The 18,644-nt window shown below is 40.2% G+C and carries 12 protein-coding genes and 1 pseudogene; 6 read left to right on the top strand and 7 right to left on the bottom strand.

Translation table 11 applies throughout. From position 1 onward, the window contains the following. Positions 1-76: 76 nt before the first annotated feature. Complete coding sequence (locus QNH48_RS27650) at positions 77-574, top strand: DoxX family membrane protein (protein ID WP_283952851.1); 498 nt, start codon at positions 77-79, stop codon at positions 572-574. A gap of 147 nt (positions 575-721) precedes the next feature. On the opposite strand, the pseudogene QNH48_RS27645 reads toward QNH48_RS27650, so the two are convergent. Both QNH48_RS27645 and QNH48_RS27640 read right to left on the bottom strand, forming a co-directional pair. Then, a pseudogene (locus QNH48_RS27645) lies at positions 722-1,185 on the bottom strand (phage tail protein). A gap of 21 nt (positions 1,186-1,206) precedes the next feature. Further along, positions 1,207-1,686 carry a GyrI-like domain-containing protein gene (locus QNH48_RS27640; RefSeq protein WP_283952850.1) on the bottom strand — a complete coding sequence of 160 codons (480 nt, stop codon included), beginning with the start codon at positions 1,684-1,686 and terminating at the stop codon, positions 1,207-1,209. 117 nt (positions 1,687-1,803) lie between these two features. On the opposite strand from QNH48_RS27640, the gene QNH48_RS27635 reads away from it, so the two are divergent. From QNH48_RS27635 to QNH48_RS27625, 3 genes are all read left to right on the top strand, one after another. Beyond that, the gene (locus QNH48_RS27635) at positions 1,804-2,766 is read left to right on the top strand and encodes a helix-turn-helix transcriptional regulator (protein WP_283952849.1); all 963 of its coding nucleotides are present in this window, start codon (positions 1,804-1,806) and stop codon (positions 2,764-2,766) included. A gap of 871 nt (positions 2,767-3,637) precedes the next feature. After that, positions 3,638-4,153: a hypothetical protein gene (locus QNH48_RS27630; protein WP_283952848.1), complete on the top strand. Its 516-nt coding sequence runs from the start codon at positions 3,638-3,640 to the stop codon at positions 4,151-4,153. Between the two features lie 175 nt (positions 4,154-4,328). Further along, positions 4,329-4,694 (top strand): aminoacyl-tRNA hydrolase, encoded by a 366-nt coding sequence (locus tag QNH48_RS27625; protein ID WP_283952847.1) that lies wholly within the window; start codon positions 4,329-4,331, stop codon positions 4,692-4,694. 179 nt (positions 4,695-4,873) lie between these two features. Here the strand turns inward: QNH48_RS27625 and QNH48_RS27620 are convergent, their stop codons facing one another. The 5 genes from QNH48_RS27620 to QNH48_RS27600 all read right to left on the bottom strand — a co-directional run bounded on the left by QNH48_RS27620 (position 4,874) and on the right by QNH48_RS27600 (position 10,223). Continuing rightward, positions 4,874-5,590, bottom strand: a complete 717-nt coding sequence (locus QNH48_RS27620) for a LutC/YkgG family protein (RefSeq protein ID WP_283952846.1) — start codon at positions 5,588-5,590, stop codon at positions 4,874-4,876. Then, positions 5,587-7,044: a lactate utilization protein B gene (locus QNH48_RS27615; protein WP_283952845.1), complete on the bottom strand. Its 1,458-nt coding sequence runs from the start codon at positions 7,042-7,044 to the stop codon at positions 5,587-5,589. The genes QNH48_RS27620 and QNH48_RS27615 overlap by 4 nt, the downstream gene beginning before the upstream one ends. A 34-nt stretch (positions 7,045-7,078) precedes the next feature. Continuing rightward, the gene (locus tag QNH48_RS27610; protein ID WP_283952844.1) at positions 7,079-7,795 is read right to left on the bottom strand and encodes a (Fe-S)-binding protein; all 717 of its coding nucleotides are present in this window, start codon (positions 7,793-7,795) and stop codon (positions 7,079-7,081) included. Between the two features lie 235 nt (positions 7,796-8,030). Continuing rightward, the gene (locus QNH48_RS27605; RefSeq protein WP_283952843.1) at positions 8,031-8,756 is read right to left on the bottom strand and encodes a FadR/GntR family transcriptional regulator; all 726 of its coding nucleotides are present in this window, start codon (positions 8,754-8,756) and stop codon (positions 8,031-8,033) included. 222 nt (positions 8,757-8,978) lie between these two features. After that, positions 8,979-10,223 carry a helix-turn-helix transcriptional regulator gene (locus QNH48_RS27600; RefSeq protein ID WP_283952842.1) on the bottom strand — a complete coding sequence of 415 codons (1,245 nt, stop codon included), beginning with the start codon at positions 10,221-10,223 and terminating at the stop codon, positions 8,979-8,981. A gap of 339 nt (positions 10,224-10,562) precedes the next feature. On the opposite strand from QNH48_RS27600, the gene QNH48_RS27595 reads away from it, so the two are divergent. Together QNH48_RS27595 and QNH48_RS27590 are read left to right on the top strand one after the other, a co-directional pair. Further along, positions 10,563-14,351, top strand: a complete 3,789-nt coding sequence (locus QNH48_RS27595) for a S8 family serine peptidase (RefSeq protein ID WP_283952841.1) — start codon at positions 10,563-10,565, stop codon at positions 14,349-14,351. 86 nt (positions 14,352-14,437) lie between these two features. Then, a complete protein-coding gene (locus tag QNH48_RS27590; RefSeq protein WP_283952840.1) occupies positions 14,438-18,556 on the top strand; it encodes a S8 family serine peptidase in 4,119 nt (1,372 codons plus the stop codon). Positions 18,557-18,644: the final 88 nt, after the last annotated feature.

Below are 18,644 nucleotides of genomic sequence, written 5' to 3'. Positions count from 1 at the left end.
ACATAAAAAGCCACAGTATTCAAAAATTTATAATCACTTTTGTGAAGTGATTCACAAACAAAGGGAGAAACTCATTATGAGAAAACATATAAATGGAACAAAAATGGCATACATTTGGCCTGTATTACGAATTTGGTTAGGACTTCAATGGATTGAAGCAGGTTTTTATAAAATAAGATCTGGATTTGAGGTAAGTGGATTTTTACAAGGTGCAATCGCGAATGCAAGAGGAGATCATCCTACCGTTCCAGGTTGGTATGCCGGATTCCTCGAAGGATTTGCGTTACCCAATATAGAGTTTTTTAACATCCTTATTCCTTGGGGAGAATTCCTTGTTGGCTTAGGATTAATTTTAGGGTTAGTGACCATTCCGGCCTTAATGGCTGGTGCCTTTATGAATTTTAACTTTATTATGGCGGGGGTTGGGTTATCCAGCCCAGATTCAAAGCTTTTCACAGTAGCAATGATCCTATTATTTATTGGAAAAGGAAGGTATTACTACGGCTTCGATAGATTCGTTATCCCCTATGTAAAAAAGCACATTTCTGCCAAAAAGAAGTATGCTGCAAATTAAATGAAACTGCCGCTTCAATAGGTGCGGTGAACTGTACCATAAGTAAATGAGGTCTTTGCAAATAAAACTAACAGCACTCACTCTTTTTTAGTAGAGAAGTGCTGTTATGTTATGTGAATACCTAAATAAACATTACTTTAGCTTCCTTTAATATTCTCCTTTAATGACAAAATACGAGCCCCGAATGGTTCCAGCGAGTTTAGATTTCTGCCTAGCAAACTTAAACTTCCCTTCTAACTCCTTTGGTACCTCCATACCCTCAGAAAGCTTAAAACCGACGGCACGCTTCGGCTTAGGGCCATCAATCGTATAAAGGACGTTAACCTCAAGACCATCCTCATAAAAGACGTAGGTCCAATTGATATTCTCCACTTGGAAGCGCGACGTTTCTAAAGGCTTGGCCGCAAACTCAATATCCCGTTCTTTTTTCAAAATTTGGTTCACATAATCATTTCCTGGCTTTCGCTTGCTGGTACAACGGTAAATTCATGCTTATATTTGTTCATAAAGTAACGGGCTTCATTCGCACGTAAACCAGCAAGTGCATCTGCTATTGGTGAAGACTCTAAACCAACCGTAGAAACATTTTTAAAATCAACGGTATAGGACATTTCCACCCTCCTTATATTTCATTATTTCCTAACAACCGGAATCCACATTTCACCAAAAACTAAGCCATCGCGCTGCCCCATCTCAACCGATGCATTTGGCCCGCCAACATAGGCAACATCCGTTGCTTCTGGCAAGGCTTGGCCAAAGGCAATGCCAGTTAGAATATTACTCAACTCTTCAGAACCTCCCGCTTCCCCTTTGACAACGAGGTATTCCCCTTTTGGAAATTGGATCACTCTTGTTGCTTCTGGTAAGGATTTTTCTGTCATGACCCCAGCATAATGCATCATCTTGTTATTCACCGCTTCGTTCACGGCAAAAATGTAGTCGTTTGTGGCTACCGCTTTTAAAGTGTCAAGCGTTCCATCTTGTTTGACGGAATGCCAAAAGTCTGACTTTTCCTTAATAATGCCAGCATAATCTGTGTAATCACTTTTAAGCTCGGTTCCAAAACCTAAAACGGTAAAGCTATCTTTTTCTTCTAAAATATAATCTGCCATATTCAAAACCTTCCTTTTTTAAAATTTTAATCAAATGATTTGTCTTTTCACTCGATGGATTTATAATAACCTTAAATCATGTCAAAAAGTGATACTGTTTAGGAGGTGCGTAGCTGAATGAAAAAAGTTGAACGGATTAATACCATTATGCGGTATATCAACAACCGCTCCCACTTTACCATTTCTGAAATCATGCAAGAATTTAATACCTCTCGTTCGACTGCTATTCGAGATATCAGAGAAATTGAAGCCATGGGGATGCCGCTTGTTGCTGAAGTTGGAAGGGATGGGGGCTATTTTGTCATGCACAACTCTGTCCTGCCCGATGTCCGCTTTACCGATAATGAGGTCAAAGCTCTTTTTATTGCCTTTATGGCCACAAGAAACCAGCAACTTCCCTTTTTAAAGAGTCGTCAATCTTTAGCTGAAAAATTACTAGGCCTCATCTCCGCAAACCAGCAAGATGACCTTGTTCTATTAAATCAAATCTTGCTATTCGAAGGGACCAACCCGAATAATCCTGACCTGCTTGATCTTTCAGACCTCCCACATCCGATGTTAGAAAAACTCATTCAACTCCTTCTTTTGGATCGATATTTAATAATTACCAGTAAAGAGGAGAATGTAATAAAATCCTATCCTATTTATCTCTTGAACCTTTATCGTGAAAAAAGCCTTTGGCTGATTGAAGGCTTTGACATAAAGGAAGAAAAGAGGCAGATTTTTCAAGTCGACAATCTCACCAATGTCAAACCCTGCCCAACGAACAAAAGATGGAGTAAGAAAAAAATTCTAGAAAAACTAAGTAAGCAGAATGAAGTAATCAACCTTTACCTTGTACTTGGTCCAAAAGCGATTGCCCAGTTTAAAAAATACCACCCTTTAAAATTATCCATTTCCTATACGAATCCTTACCAAGCCACAGCCATTCTAAAGACTTTTATCAATGTAAATAATCTCGAAGAATTGACTGAGATAACAAATTGGCTGCTTTTCCTTGGTGAAGATATCAAGATTAAGGAAATGCCAATAGAAGTTTACGAAGGTATACAAAAGAGGTTAGGATTATTCTGCCCATAAGCAGTGCTAGTTACACTATATTTGTTACGGTGAACCTTATCATAAGTAAATGAGGTTTTACATTAATAGGCGCTTCTGAAAAGACCTTTTGAGACTACCCCTTTGCGGCAGGTTTTTAATTTTAAGAACCCACATAAACAGAAGACTGGACATTTCCGTTACAATTCTTAGCGAAAATGCCCAGTCTTCTGTTTAGATGCCACAATTTATTTTGGTATAAGGCTGACCGAAAGTTCCAAAACGGATTTTGCAAGTTCAAAATATTCCATACATTTTTGATAAAAAGAGTTATTTGGCATTCCTCATTACAAAGAAATGCTCTATAGCCACTAATAAAAAATAACTTTAAGTATAAAATACTGTACAGATAACTAAAGAAGGTGACTAACATTAAAACACTGTGGATTTTTCTACTATTAGCAATTTTTTCTATCATTTCTTTGTATTTTTTGATGAAGAAAATGAACGTCACTAACGTCTTAGGTTGTTATTTTTTATCCAATATTCTTATTACAAATTCAGGTGTAATCATTAACATAAATTTAAAATTAACAAAGCAAGATCCTACAAGCCAACTGATTTTTTGGACACAAAAAATTCCTGAGTTGACACTCAAGCCAGCCTTACTTTTATGGTTAATTTATATTTTGTTCTCTACTAGTTCAATTTTTAGTAAACTTATTCATCTCTTCATATTCTTAACTGCACTAATTTCTATCGAAATATATTTCGTTCAAATTGGATATTTGGAATGGGTAAATTGGAATGTATTTTATGGATATTTGAGATACAGTCTAATTATTTTATTATTGGCTATTTACTCCTTTTATTTAGAAAAACTTATTAATAGAGACAAAGAGGTGAAGACTAGATGATTTTACCTCTTCCTAAGCAATTTGATGCAAATGAAATATTTATTATTATTTCCACAGTTTTATCTTGGGCCCTCATGTTTAAATTACCTAGACACTTATCTGCCGTTACCATCACTATTATTTGGACATTTAATGTCTTTCTTGCTTTGATGGCCGATATTACCATTAGTGTAAAACCAAATGACTTTTACTTTACGATCGATCATACCACACATGAATTATTTGATGTATTATTGCACTTTGCAACTTACCCTACTCTTTCTTACTTTGTAGTGAACTTCTATCAACATTATAAAACCAAGGGTGTAAAGCTTTTATTTTATATTATTTTTTGGGCAGGGGCAGCTACCGCTCTAGAATGGATTTCAGTGAAATTTCATGTTTTCACCTATATGGGTTGGAAATTGTATTTATCCTTTCTCGTTTATTTGGTTGTATTTGTCGCTAACATTTGGCTTTCGAACTTTATTGTAAACCAAAACCGTGGGGACGGTTCTGCTGGTCTTCCATGAAGTTTTATGTTTAGGGGAAGTTTTAGAACAGGCTTAAAGTAAAGGAAGGAGTTTTTACATCTTGGTGTATGTTATAAGCTAGTAGGAGAGGGATATACATAATGTAACGGAGAATTTTACAAAGAAGGATAGATTGTGTTATGGAAAGATTTTTAATGAAGGGCTGATAATGAAAATGGATAAACGAGATCTCGTTCAATATTTTATTGTAAATCAAGATTTAGTCATGTCGAAGGGGAAAACAGCAGCGCAAGTGGCACATGCTGCAACTCTCAGTACGATAAACATGATGTCGTCACAATCAGCTTTTTCTGAAAGATATGATGACTTTGTTGAATGGGTACAGACGGGAATGAAGAAAATTATTTTGAAGGGTAATCAGGCCGAGCTTGAAAAGTTAGAAAAAAGAGGATTTTTCAGTATACGTGATAGTGGATTAACCGAGATTAAATCAGGTTCTTTGACCGTTATAGCACTTCCGCCGATGGAAAAATTTGAAGCGAAAGAAATGGTTGGGCACCTAACTCTTCTAAAAAACTGAGGACCATGGGGACGGTTCTGCCGGCTTTTTTGCCAGCAGAACCGTCCCCATGGTCAGAACCGTCCCCATGGTCAGAACCGTCCCCATGGTCAGAACCGTCCCCATGGTCAGAACCGTCCCCATGGTCAGAACCGTCCCCATGGTCAGAACCGTCCCCATGGTCAGAACCGTCCCCATGGTCACATTTCATCTACTATGATGTAGGTTGCTTTTATGGGTCCATGCACGCCAACGACTAGGATCATTTCGATGTCTGCTGAGTTGCTTGGTCCTGTGATGAAGTTGATGCAGGAGGCGATTTGTTCGCCGTTTTTTACTTTTTCATTTATGATACGGGCCGCTTGTGTCATGCGGGGAACGATGCTGCTTTTCGGGATAATAATGATGGAAGTCGCCGGTAAAAAGCTGACGGTTCTACCTTTATCCTTGCTGCTAAAGAGAACCGCTGTGCCTGATTCTGCCAGTGTCACATCACTAATCGTAATTCCGACATTTGCTGCCTCGGCCTTCGCGATATTTTCTTCGCCTTTTGTATGATCCCAAATATGAAGATCAATCCCCTCTTGAGGCCATTCTTCCTTCATTACTTTTTCGAGGCCAAATTGAGAAAAGCGCTCATCTTTCCATGTGACAATTGGTCCGCCGCCATAGTGGTTTACCACTTCTTTTAATGAGTCCGATAGCTTGGCCGTTGAGGTCATAACAAAATTCGTATGAATATTTTTACATTGTTCCCGTAACACATCAACAAGCTCATCTTGTGTGGCGCCTTTTAGAACTTCATCTTGGGGATGAAATTTCCAGACCGGTCTTTCTATTTCTGTTTTCTGTTCACGGCCAAGTGAGCTGGCGATTTTTCCTAAAAAAGCATCGCGATTCTGTATGATACCGGTCATGATGGATTCCCTCCTTGTGGACGATTTTTAAACCAATCACGGAATCTTTCTTTGTTTGGTGCCGGGAAATCTCTTGAATCTGTCCATGCTTTTAATGGTCCCGGACCTTTTGAGATTTTATCATCTTTCGTAAATGGTGACATTACCGGTCCAGCCAGTTTTGAACCAAATTTATAAAGAGCAGGGGAGGATGCACCAAACCCGAATGCCTTCATCAAAAGCTTTTCAGATATCGGAGCTCGTCCTTCTTTTTCCACGATGACTTGGCGATGTTTATGAAGAAGCTGATGCAGCGGAATTTTCACCGGACATGCCTCTGTACAGGCCCCGCATAAAGTCGAAGCATAGGGTAACTCTTTATAATCATCATATCCGCCTAGTAACGGTGAAAGCACCGCACCGACAGGACCAGAATAGATGGAGCCGTATGAATGTCCGCCGACATGCCGATAAACGGGACATACATTTACACAGGCTGCACATCGGATACATTGGAGAATCGATTGGAATTCTCCGCCAAGAATGTCCGATCTGCCGTTATCGACAATAACAAGATGAAACTCTTCTGGTCCGTCGACATCGCCTTCCTCTTCTGGTCCGTCGACATCGCCTTCCTCTTTTGGTCCTGTTAACGTGGTGATATAGCTCGTCAGTTTCTGTCCTACGGCACTTCTCGTTAATAAGCTAACAAGAACTTCCATCTCTTCAAAGGATGGAACCAGTCTTTCCATTCCCATAACGGTGATTTGTGTTTTCGGTAAGGCGCATACCAAATCGGCATTTCCTTCATTTGTCACGAGGGTAATCGAGCCGGTGTCAGCAATAGCAAAATTACATCCTGTGATTCCGATATCAGCTGTCAAATATTCTTGACGCAGTTTTTCACGGGCATGTAAAGCGAGCTCTTCTGGTTTTTCTGTCTGTTGATATCCATGCTTCTCTTTAAAAACATCGCGGATTTGCTCCTTATTTTTGTGGAGCGCAGGAACAACAATGTGAGAAGGGGGCTCATGGTCATCCACTTGCAAAATGTATTCTCCTAGATCGGTTTCAATCACTTCACAACCTAATTGCTCAAGACCCGCATTTAAATTGATTTCTTCCGTCACCATCGACTTTGATTTTACGATCTTTTTAGCGTTTTTCTTTTCTGCGACACTCTTAATATACTCGGTTGCCTCATCAGCAGTTTGCGCAAAGAAGACATGTCCTCCACGCTTCGCGACATTCTCACTTAGCTGAAATAAATAATAGTCTAGGTTTTCTAGTACATGCTGGCGGATTTCTTCCCCGTGTGAACGCCAATCCTCCCAGTTTCCTAACTCTTCTGCAGCACTTAAACGACGTGATTGAAAACGTCCTTGGGCACTCGAAACAGCTCCACGCATGAAGGAATCGTGTAGCCCTTTATCAACGCGGTCCGTAAACTTATCTTCGCTTGTTTTCATCGACATTGGTCATCCCCCTTTTTATCGTGTTATCTATTTTTCATCGGCTATTTAGGACCTCAGCAATATGCATGACTTTAACTGGCATGCCTTTTCGATCAATGCGACCGCCAATATTCATTAAGCATCCGGCATCTGCGCCAATTAAAATATCTGCTCCGGTTTCTTCAACGGTACAAGCCTTTTCATCGACCATTTGCTCTGAAATATTCCCCATTTTAACGGAGAAGGTCCCTCCGAATCCACAGCATCTCTCTTTACCTGGCAGCTCGGTAAAGTTTAATCCCTTTACATGAGTTAATAATGTCATCGGTGCTTGTTTGACTCCCAATAATCTTGTCATATGACAGGAGGTGTGGAAGGTTGCTTTTCCTTCTAATGTTGCACCCACATCTTCGACTTTTAACACATCGACGATAAATTCCGTGAATTCATAGGTTTTATCCGCCAGCGCTTGCGCTTTTGGCTCCCAAAAAGGATCGCCCTTAAAGATGTGAGGGTATTCTTTAAACATATAAGCACAGGAACCTGCTGGAGAAACGACATACTCCGCATGTTCAAAGGTAGTTATCATACTTTTCATTGCTTCTTTTGATTCTTTTACGTAGCCGCTGTTATAGGCAGGCTGGCCGCAGCAAATTTGTGATTCCGGAAAGTCAATTTCACATCCGAGTCTTTCTAGTACTTCCACTGTTGCTTTACCAACATCACCTTGAAACATATCTACTAAACAAGTAGCAAAAAGGGTGACCTTCATTTTCCTCGCTCCCTTATACTTAAACTTATATTCTCATAATGTCTTTAATCAACAGGTCATCTGATGACCTGAATATAATAAATCATATCTAATATTTAATACTATAACAAATATTCAGATAGTTGAAAGTGTTTGCATTTGTTTTTTTAAAAAAAATGTTAACTTCAGGACTTTTCGGAAAAAAATACAGAGCCTTCAAATCGTATGAAGGCTTTCATCGATTGATTTGTTTGAATTACTTTTCCGCACTTTCAAAAAAATACATTTTTAATACATTGTCGACATTTTCGAGATGTTCAATCATTGCCATCCGGGCGTTTTCTTCGTTCCTTTCTAAAATGGCATGATAGATTTTAGCATGTTCTTTTACTAAGTTTTCCGTTGACGTTTGTTTGGAGAACAACCATAACCGCCTTGTTTCTTTCATCGTTTCGATCATAAGCTCTGAAACTTGATCGAGTAATGTGGATAATAGGGGATTGCCGGCTGCAGCAGATACCGCTAAGTGAAAGCGAAAGTCTGCTTTCTCACCTAGCTCTTCATCGCCTTGAACCCGCTTCATTTCTTCAAGAGCCTCGGCCATCGCTTCTAAATTTTCTTTACTTCGATTTTTTGCTGCTAAAGCGGCTGCGCCCGTTTCAATGATTTTTCTGACTTCTAAAAGATGGGCTACATCCTTTTTATTCATAAGGATGGCGGTTGATAGAGGAAAGGTCATTTGCTTTGCATCGAATTCTTTAATAAACGTTCCTTCTCCTTGCTTCATTTCGACTAATCCCATTGCTTTCAAAGCGGATAGTGCTTCACGTATAGCTGACCTGCTTACTTGAAAGTTTTCTGCCAGCTGCTGCACAGATTCAAGTTTACTTCTAGGCGGCAATTGTCCGGTCCGAATCATCTCATGCAGCGCCTCGGTAACTTCCTCATATATTTTTTTCGGTTTAATTTTTTTATATTCCAAGCCGATGCACCTCATTGGTTCGATTGATATTTATATTATACATGATAAGTACAATTTATCTTTTCAAAAAATATAACTGAGATTAAATCAGGTTCTTTGACCGTTATAGTACTTCCACCGATGGGAAAATTTGAAGTGAAAGAAATTGTTGGGCACCTAACTCTATTAAAAAACTAGGATTTGAAGTTGCCACCAGAACCGTCCCTATGGTCCCTTGGTCCCTCAAACGAGTTCGCTGTTTTTTTGGTATTTTTCCACAATCGACAATGCATATTTATTGGCTAAGTTTACTTTTCCTTTTTCCATATAATAATCCAATAATTTCATTTCATAGTGCTCCGATGCAAGGCCGTAACCCATCTCTTTAAAATACGGATAGGCCACTCTTTCGAGATAATCATAATACTGTTCTTGTTGGTATTGAAGCTTGTATAAATGTAACTGAAAATAGTGTTTGTACATGGTATCCTTTAATTTATTTGCTAGAGAGAAACCCTCCTTGGCTAAACGCATCAAATCTGAATCAGACTTTAAACCCAGCTTTGTAGAGGCATTTAAATATCCTTCCAACGACACTAGATAGAGTGAATTTGTTGTCTCTCTTATTTTCAAGGCTTGCTCATAGTATTCAATGGCTTTTTCATAGTTTCCGAAGCGAAATTGCTGATAGGCATAATTGTGAAGCAGTTTGGCTTTGTGATCGTGTAATCCCAAACTTTCGGCCATCTCAATTAATCTAGGAAACCCTGAATCTTTCGGGTCAAAATAGTCTGCTTGCTCAACTTGGATCAGCATCATCATCTCTGCTTCAATCATTCGAGTAAAACTGCGTGCAGCTGTAAAAAATTGCAGGGCCTTATTCGCGTAATAATAAGCTAATACATGGGATTCCATGCAATGATAGGCAATAGCTAAATCATAATAATATTCAGGATTATTGTAATAAGTGATATCAATTTTTTTTAAATGTGAAATGGCTTTATTGTATTCTTTTTCGTAATCTAAGCAAAACTTCCCTTTAATGTGTAAAAACATGTTTTGATTGTATGAAGTAAAATCTTGATAACTGTCCATTTCTTTAATAAGGGACAGAGCAAGTTTACCTTCGCCAATCAATAAATAATACCTGGTGAGTATCAATTTATAGGAACAATAGAAATCAGGCAGCTGCAAGAGAGCGACAGACTCCAATTGCTTCTTTATGCTTTCTGCTTTTGAGTTTAGTTTCAGGATGATCGATTCATGCCATTCTTTTAATAATGAATCCAAGCTTACGTAGGTATTCATCTCTGACTGCATGTCTATACGAAGTCTCTTGGCCAACAGCTCTATGGTTTCCTCTGATACTTCTGTAAGCCCCCGTTCAATCTTACTAATGTGAGTCTTTGAACATATGCCTTCTCCTAGGTCTAATTGCTTCAAGACTTGAAGTTCCCGGTGAAATTTGATGATTTTTCCTTGAATCATGTTGGCCCCCTTTTTGTTTTATACTCAATAGAATCTATTTTTGCTCTTATTGCACTCTGTGACCCCAACTCAGGTATTACTTATTCGGGTCTTTTCTACTATTCTTATCTGCAAAAGCTTTCATTCTATAGCATTTTACCTGTATTTAGTAGTCCTGCTTGCGGAGTTAAAACCCCATTTGATAGAAAGGAAGGAGAAATATACTATTAGATTATCATAATAATTATATATTTATTATGAATATTTAAAAAGTAGTAATCGAAGGAAGGAGGAAAAATTACAATTTTACTATAATTTTTAGAAATTAACCTAATAGATTTTAGAAGAGGAGAAAAAGGGATGAGAAATTCAAAGTCAAAGAAGCTTATGGCAACGATGCTAACCTCGGTTATGTTAACCATTCCTACCTATCAAGCTATTGCACAAGGCCCAACTTCCAATAATCAAAAAGCATTCAATATAAAAACAGCAGGTATACCAATTAGTGAACTCTCTAAATCTAGTACAGGTAAACATGTCATTACACTTATTACAGGTGATGTGGTAACTGTGACAGACCTGGCAGAAGGAAAGAGTGTCATAAGTGTTGAACCTGCTGATCGAGCCGGCGGCGGAGCACGAATTATGACGGTTGGGAAGGATACATATGTCATTCCTGATCAGGCTATTGCCTATATAGCTTCTGATCTTCTGGATAAGGATCTGTTCAATATTACAGAGCTCATTGCCAACGGCTATGATGACACAAAGCAATCCACTTTGCCAGTGATCGTACAGTATGCACAAACAAAGGGTCGTTCCATACCAGCTTTGCCTGCTGCACCTGATGGCTCCAAACGCACTCATGTTTTAGAAAGTATTGGCGGTGCTGCCGTATCTGCAGATAAGAAACAGGCGAAAACCTTCTGGAATGATATTACGCAACATGCAACAACTGCAACAGGCATCTCACCAATGGCAGGTTCACTGCAAGATGAAACAGTGCAATTAAATGATGGGATTGAGAAAATCTGGCTGGATGGACGAGTAAATGCCACCCTTGAACAAAGTGTTCCACAGGTTGGGGCACCAACGGCCTGGGCTTCTGGTTACGATGGAAGTGGCGTTAAGGTGGCCGTACTTGACACCGGTATTGATACGGAACATCCGGATGTTGCTGGTCAACTCGATGAGGCTCTGAGCTTCGTTCCCGGAGAAGATGTACTTGACCACCATGCCCATGGTACACATGTAGCATCTACTGTACTTGGGACAGGATCAGCATCTGAAGGACTCAATAAAGGGGTAGCCCCAGGAGCTCGTCTACTTGTCGGTAAAGTACTTAGTAATGAAGGGTATGGTCAGGATTCCTGGATCATTGACGGGATGGAATGGGCTGCAAACAATGCCAAGATTGTCAGCATGAGTTTGGGAGGAGCTGAGCCAAGTGATGGAACAGACCCGATGGCTCAAGCCGTGAACACGCTTAGTGAATCGACAGGTGCACTTTTTGTTATCGCTGCCGGCAACACTGGTGCTGAAGGCATTGGGTCACCGGGAGCAGCAGATGCAGCCCTTACAGTTGGTGCTGTTGACAAATCTGATAATCTAGCTTGGTTCTCCTCCAAAGGACCACGATTTGGAAATTCTGGTTTAAAACCTGATCTCGTCGCTCCAGGTGTAGGAATTGTAGCAGCACGCTCCCATTTAACAAGTCAGGGAAGCGGCTCTTATCTCACTTTAGACGGTACGTCCATGGCCACACCTCATGTGGCTGGAGCGGCAGCGATTCTTGCACAGCGTCATCCTGATTGGACAGGGGCTCAATTAAAGGATGCCTTGATGAGTACGACGAAGAAGCTAGATCACATTAAACCATTTGAGGGGGGAACTGGTCGTCTTGACGTTGCAGCTGCAACATTTGGTACTGTGCGTGCGACAGGCTCCTTGGACTTTGGCTTCTTCGACTGGCCGCATGAAGGAAACGTTCCGGTGGAGAAGACTGTTACGTATACGAATGATGGCGACAAACCGGTTACACTGGATCTCTCAGCAACTTTTACAGAAACAAACGGTTCTGAGGCCCCTGAAGGTTTATTAACACTTTCAGCTAATCAGGTTACTGTTCCTGCTCAAGGTACAGCTGAAGTTATTGTTACACTTGACCCGCAATTTGGTGCTCTTGGGAGCAGATATCAAGGCCAGCTTTCTGCCAATGTCGACGGCCAAACGGTTGCTCATACGGCAATGGGTATGATAAAGGAAGATGAAAGATATTCTCTTACCATTCATGCAACTGATCGTGACGGATCTCCCAACAGAGCCATTGTTTCTCTTGTTGGACCGAATAAGAATCCGGAGTTCCTGCTAGTAGAGGGCACAAAGGAATTACGACTTCCGGCCGGAACTTATTCCGTTATGTCATTGATGGATGTTGATGTGAATACGGATCACGCAGGAGTTGCTCTCGTCGGTAACCCGGAAGTGAATCTAAATGGTTCAAAAACGGTTGAACTTGACGCTCGTAAGGCAGTCGAATATACCGTAGACGTTCCGAAAAAGAACGAGGCGAGTTTTAGAAGAATGGAATATTATCGCACCTTTGGCGGAGACAACACGATGAATGCCATGTACATTCTTCCGGTATGGGTGGATAAAATGTACGCGCAGCCGACTACTGCCGTTGCTACTGGAGAACTCGACGTGTCCACACGCTGGCGCCTTATCGAGCCTTTATTGACGATTGGCTTTAAAGGAAATGAGTTGGATAATATCCCTCAAGCAGGAAGCACGCTGTTAAAAGGTAAGTATCATTTGGATGCTGTTTATGCAGGAAAAGGGGCAGCTGAAGACTACAAAAACCTCGATGCTAAGGGTAAGGTCGTTGTGGTTGAACGCAGTGATGAAGTCACGGGATCCGAGCGTGCTGCAGCCGCAAATAAAGCAGGTGCAAAATTACTAATTACGGTTAATGATGGACCTAAAGAGCTTAGCGAATTTGTTGGGATTGAAAATGAAGATTTTAGCCTTTCCGATTCTCCAATAGCGGTTGCTTCCGTTAGTGGAACAGAGGGTGCTGAGCTTATTAAAGCTGCTCGTTCTGGAAATTTAAAATTGAAGGTTGAAGGTACGCCTGATACGACATATGTCTATGATCTTGTCGATGGCCATCAAAACTTTGTACCAAAGGATTTAAATTATTCGCCTAAAACGAATGAGCTTGTCCAAATTAATTCTCAATATAAATCAGACCGTTCGGCACCAGGAGCAGAATTCCGCTGGGATATTCGACCATATAGCACATATGGAGCTGGTTTTCTTTATAATATGTCTCTTCCTTCTGTCCGCACCGAGTGGGTGTCAGCTCAGGAGGGTACATCCTGGTACCATCAAGCTAACGTGCTCGATAGCATCTGGGAAGTACGACAACCAGTCGTGACGTACAAGCCGGGTCAGCGCCTGGAGGAGGAATGGTTTGCCCCAGTTGTACGTCCTCGTTTTGGTGAGGGCTACTGGACGCCTGTACGCGTAGGAAATTTCTTTCAATTCAATGTTCCATCCTTGGCTGATTCAGGAATTGGGCACACAGGGGCAGGGAATTATCCACCAGAGCAAACACTGAAGCTTTATCAAGGATCTACGCTCATTAAAGAGCAGCAAAATGCACAGGATCTTTATGTATTCAATCAACTTCCAGTTGAAAATACGGAGTATCGTTTAGTGAGTGATGCTACTCGTGATGGGGAGCGATGGGCTACATCCGTTAGAACGCATACAGAATGGACGTTTTGGTCAAAACAGCAAGAAGAATTTAATACAGATTTGCCGTTGATCTCACTTGATTACAAAGTGGATACAGATATAAGTGGTCATGCATTAGCAGGACACACGACAAAGCTAGGAATGACTGCCGCACAGATAGCTGGTGCACCAGGAAATGGAAAAATAGCAGGTGCTTCACTTGAAGTCTCTTTTAACGAAGGCAAGTCGTGGGAAAAGGTGAAATTGGTTCGTGATGGAAGTGGCTGGATAGCCGATATTAAAAATCCAAGTAAGAATGGACACTTTGTCTCACTTCGGGCAAGTGCATGGGACGATGCTGGCAACCGCATTGACCAAGAGATTATCAAGGCTTATCAATTAAAGTAAGATCTAGGAAGCAAAGAAGAGAGATGTTTTAATAAGCATCTCCCTTTTTCTTGTCTTAGGAAATTCGTTGAATAGGAGATCAAATCATGACAAAAAGACAAACTAGGAAAAGATTTTTAAATGGAATCGCAGCTCTTGCGCTATTGTCCGGTGGAATGGGAGTGACTGCTACTAGCATCATTCCACTATCGACGGTACATGCAAATGAAAATCTTTCGGCAGAAACGATTCTTAAGAGTTTATCGGACAAGCAGTTGGCTGCACTCCATAAATTACAGACATCAGAGCAATCGGGGCTGCATTTAGACCCAAATGTAAATCTCGAAGGCAGTGAGCCAGTCAATGTCATTGTGCAGTTTCATGCATTACCAGCAAAAACGGCCGTTGCCTCAAGTGAAAAGAGTGGGAAAACGATCTCTCTATCGGAAGCAAAAGAGAAAGTAAATGCTTCACACCATCAGTTTAAAAAGGATTTAGATGCACTCAGTAGTAAAACTAAAAAAAGCACAAGTAGCCCTATTACCATCAAACATTCATTTAAGGAAGCCTTTAACGGGGTTTCTATGTCACTGCCAGCAAATGAAATAGAGAAGTTACTAGATTCACAGACAGTCAAAGCTATATGGAGCGATGTGAACATTAACGCTGCTCCACCTATTGAAAAAGAAAATGAGAAAGCAGGAATAGCAATAAATCCTTCACATGGGACAGAACAACTTCATACAGAGGGATATACTGGTGAGGGAATTAAAGTTGCTGTGATTGATACAGGAATCGATTACAACCATCCAGACTTAAAAGATGCCTATAAAGGTGGTTATGATTTTGTAGATAACGATGCTGATTCGATGGAAACCACCTACGATGATTGGAAAAAATCAGGTTGGCCTGAGGTAAATAATGGAAGCTCCTATTACACTTCCCATGGAACACATGTAGCAGGAATTATTGCGGGTCAAGGAATAAATGATCACGACTACGGTGTTAAGGGAGTTTCACCAGGAGTAGACCTTTATGCCTATCGTGTTCTTGGTCAGTACGGAAGTGGGATGTCGAGTCACATTATTGCCGCTATTGATAAGGCAGTAAGTGAGGGAATGGACATCATGAATTTATCACTTGGAGCCAATATCAATGATCCGTTTTATCCAACCTCCATTGCGATTAACAATGCCGTTTTGGCAGGTGTAACAGCTGTTGTCGCAGCCGGAAACAGCGGAAGTGAAATGAAAACGCTAGGGGCGCCAGGAACATCAACACTAGCACTTACGGTAGGGGCAAATGATATGGCTGTTACGCTTCCGACATTTACTGGTGGGATAGCAGGAAACGGCAGCGGTACAGATGTAGATTTACGTTTGTTAGGCAGAAATGTAAGTGATAACATTTCCCTGCTTGAAGGAAACACTCTTTCCATTGTGGATGTTGGTTTAGGACAACCTTCAAATTATGTAGGAAAAGATGTAAAAGGGAAGGCAGTACTGATCTCGCGTGGCGAAACGTCATTTGACGAAAAAATAAAATTGGCGAAAGATAAGGGAGCTGCAGCTGTTCTTCTTTACAATAACAATGAAAGTGAAGGGCATATCCCTTATTATGTAGGTGAAACCGTCAACTATATCCCGGCATTTTCCTTAAACTTCGAGGATGGGGTATCTGTGAAGGAGCAATTAGCATTAGGTGAAGCATTCGTGACATTCACGGGATTAGGGAACTTTACTTTGGAGGGAGGCAATCTTGCTGACTTTAGTTCACGTGGTCCTTCTAGAGTTCAATACGAGATTAAGCCAGAAGTAACCGCTCCAGGAGTACAAGTGCTATCAACTGTTCCATCCTATGCGAATGGAGCAGCTTATATAGGAAACTATGACTCTGCCTATCAACAACTTTCTGGTACGTCTATGGCTTCACCGTATGTTGCGGGGATAGCCGCTTTACTATTGCAGCAAGATCCAGCATTAACACCAGATGATGTAAGGACCATTTTAATGAATACGGCTGATCCACTGAGCAAGAATTACAGTGTATTTGAAGCGGGAAGTGGTCAAGTAGATGCGAATGAAGCACTGCATTCACAAATCGAAATCATGGTAGAAAATCCATCCGTAACGATTACGAATGGAGAAGAACAAGAAATTATGTCAAAATCAGGTGCTTTAAACTTTGGTGCATCCCTGCATACCGGAAAGACCATAAACAAAAGCAGAGCTATCACCCTTAAAAATCAAGATAAAAAACCAAAAACGTTTGAAGTAACAGCAGATTTCCAAGTTGGGATGGGTGGTTCAAGGGATGCTAATAAAAATGGGGTATCCTTACAAGTAGACAGAAAAATCATGACTGTACCAGGTAGTAAAGAAAAAGGATCGAATATCTCCATCGTTGTACCTCCAACCGCAGAAGCTGGTACGTACGAAGGATTTGTTACTTATCAGAACAAACATGACAAAAATGAAGTATATCGAATACCTTTTGCTTTTGCTGTCACAGAAGAGGGGTTTCGTGAAATGAAGACAGATCCAAAGGTCATGACATCGAGCTATACGTTTTTTTATCCGTATGTAGCCTATCAAGCAGGAGTTAGGTTTACTTCAAAGTCAGTAATGGAAACCATTGATTTTGTATTACTAGATGGTGAAACAGATAAAGAACTTGGCTTTTTAGGACGGCTTGAGGCTTCTGCTCTTATGGAAGATATAGAGTACTATGTTACTAGTGTGTTTCAGGGGTCGTATTTCCCATATACAGGGGATCCAGACCAACCGATTTCAGAAAGTAGGGTAAAAGTACCGTATGGACCAGGACACTATAAGGTGAAAATGATTGGTACAAATAAAGAAGGAAAAACATTCCCAATGTCAGACCATGTCATGATGGATATAACAGGTCCTGAATTCCAGACAGATATCGAGGAAGGTGTTATTGAATATAAGCCTGGTACGACATCATATCCAATTAAAGGAACACTCATTGACAAAAATTATTCAGACTATAAAAATCAAGGAATCGCGATTGATCAGTCAGGCCATTTTGTCATGGAAAAGAGTAATAGTTTCATGTTTACCAATCAAATTTTCGTTGATGCAGAAGGAAAATTTGCCTATAATATTCCGATTGATCCAACTGCTAAAAGTGTAAATGTTGAACTTCAAGGATTCAACACAGCAGGGATCGGAAAAGAAATCAAATCCTTTACTTTTGTTAAGGAAGGATCGCCATATGTGTATGGAAGCTTAAAAAACAAATATAGAAAAATGGGTGATGAAGTAAAGATCACTTTAACGGCGAATAATATTTCAGAGGCTAAAAATCTAGCTGCTAGTTTTACATTTGATAAAAATCTACTAGAAGTTGTAGACGTGAAGATCCATCCAGATCTCAAACAATACGGCAATGCCGAAATCCTATCAGAATCGGTCTCTGACGGTTATGAGACAAAATTGAATGTAAATGTGGCGTTAACGGACGGAAAAGTTTCGGGAGATATTCCATTTGCTGAAGTCATTCTAAATGTAAAAAATGATTCGCACGAAATCATCACTTATTTTAACAGTCCAACTGCTTCTTTTATAAATGAAAATAATGAAACAACCAGCATGGTTTCAGCTGTTGCTCCGATTCTTATCGTCCCGGCCTATTCGAAAATTTCGGGAACCATGGCTGCTCCCAAGCCTTTTCAAAGAGTAAATAGTAATTCATGGAACTTACAGGTTGATCCATCTCAACTAGGTGCTTTTATTACTGTTAAGGATCAAAAAGGCAAAGAGTATGCGGGAACCATCAACAGATATGCCCAAATAGAGGTGGGGGGATTATCACCTACACTTGAAGAAATGGAATTAACTGTTGATATTCCTGGTCATTTTACTGTCTATAAGCCCTTCCATGTAGGGTATTTAGATGACAATGGTAACATTACAGCTCATTGGAATCCTGAATTAGATATAGAAGCTGCCATTCCAGGTGATGTAAATAAAGATGACGTAATCGATGTACTAGATGCCATCTATTTAGAACAAAATTGGGAAAAAAATGAACGTAGAGCTGATATTAATTTTGATAAAATGGTAGATGCAAAAGATATGAAATATATACAAGACCATTACTTGATGAAAAATCAAACTGCAAGTACAACACCTGAGCCAAAGGAAATCTATGAGGGGAAGACTTTGGAAGATATCCTTACGAAATTGGGATTGAATTAAGTACAAAGGACTAGCGATGTTTATCGTTAGTCCTTTGTTTTTTTTTATGATATGGATAATAGTAATCTATCAAATTGCTTATTTCCTC

The organism is Neobacillus sp. YX16, from assembly GCF_030123505.1.
Lineage (GTDB): Bacteria > Bacillota > Bacilli > Bacillales > Cytobacillaceae > Neobacillus.
The sequence above is the reverse complement of the archived record's forward strand: the minus strand, read 5'-3'. Positions and strand labels throughout refer to the sequence as shown.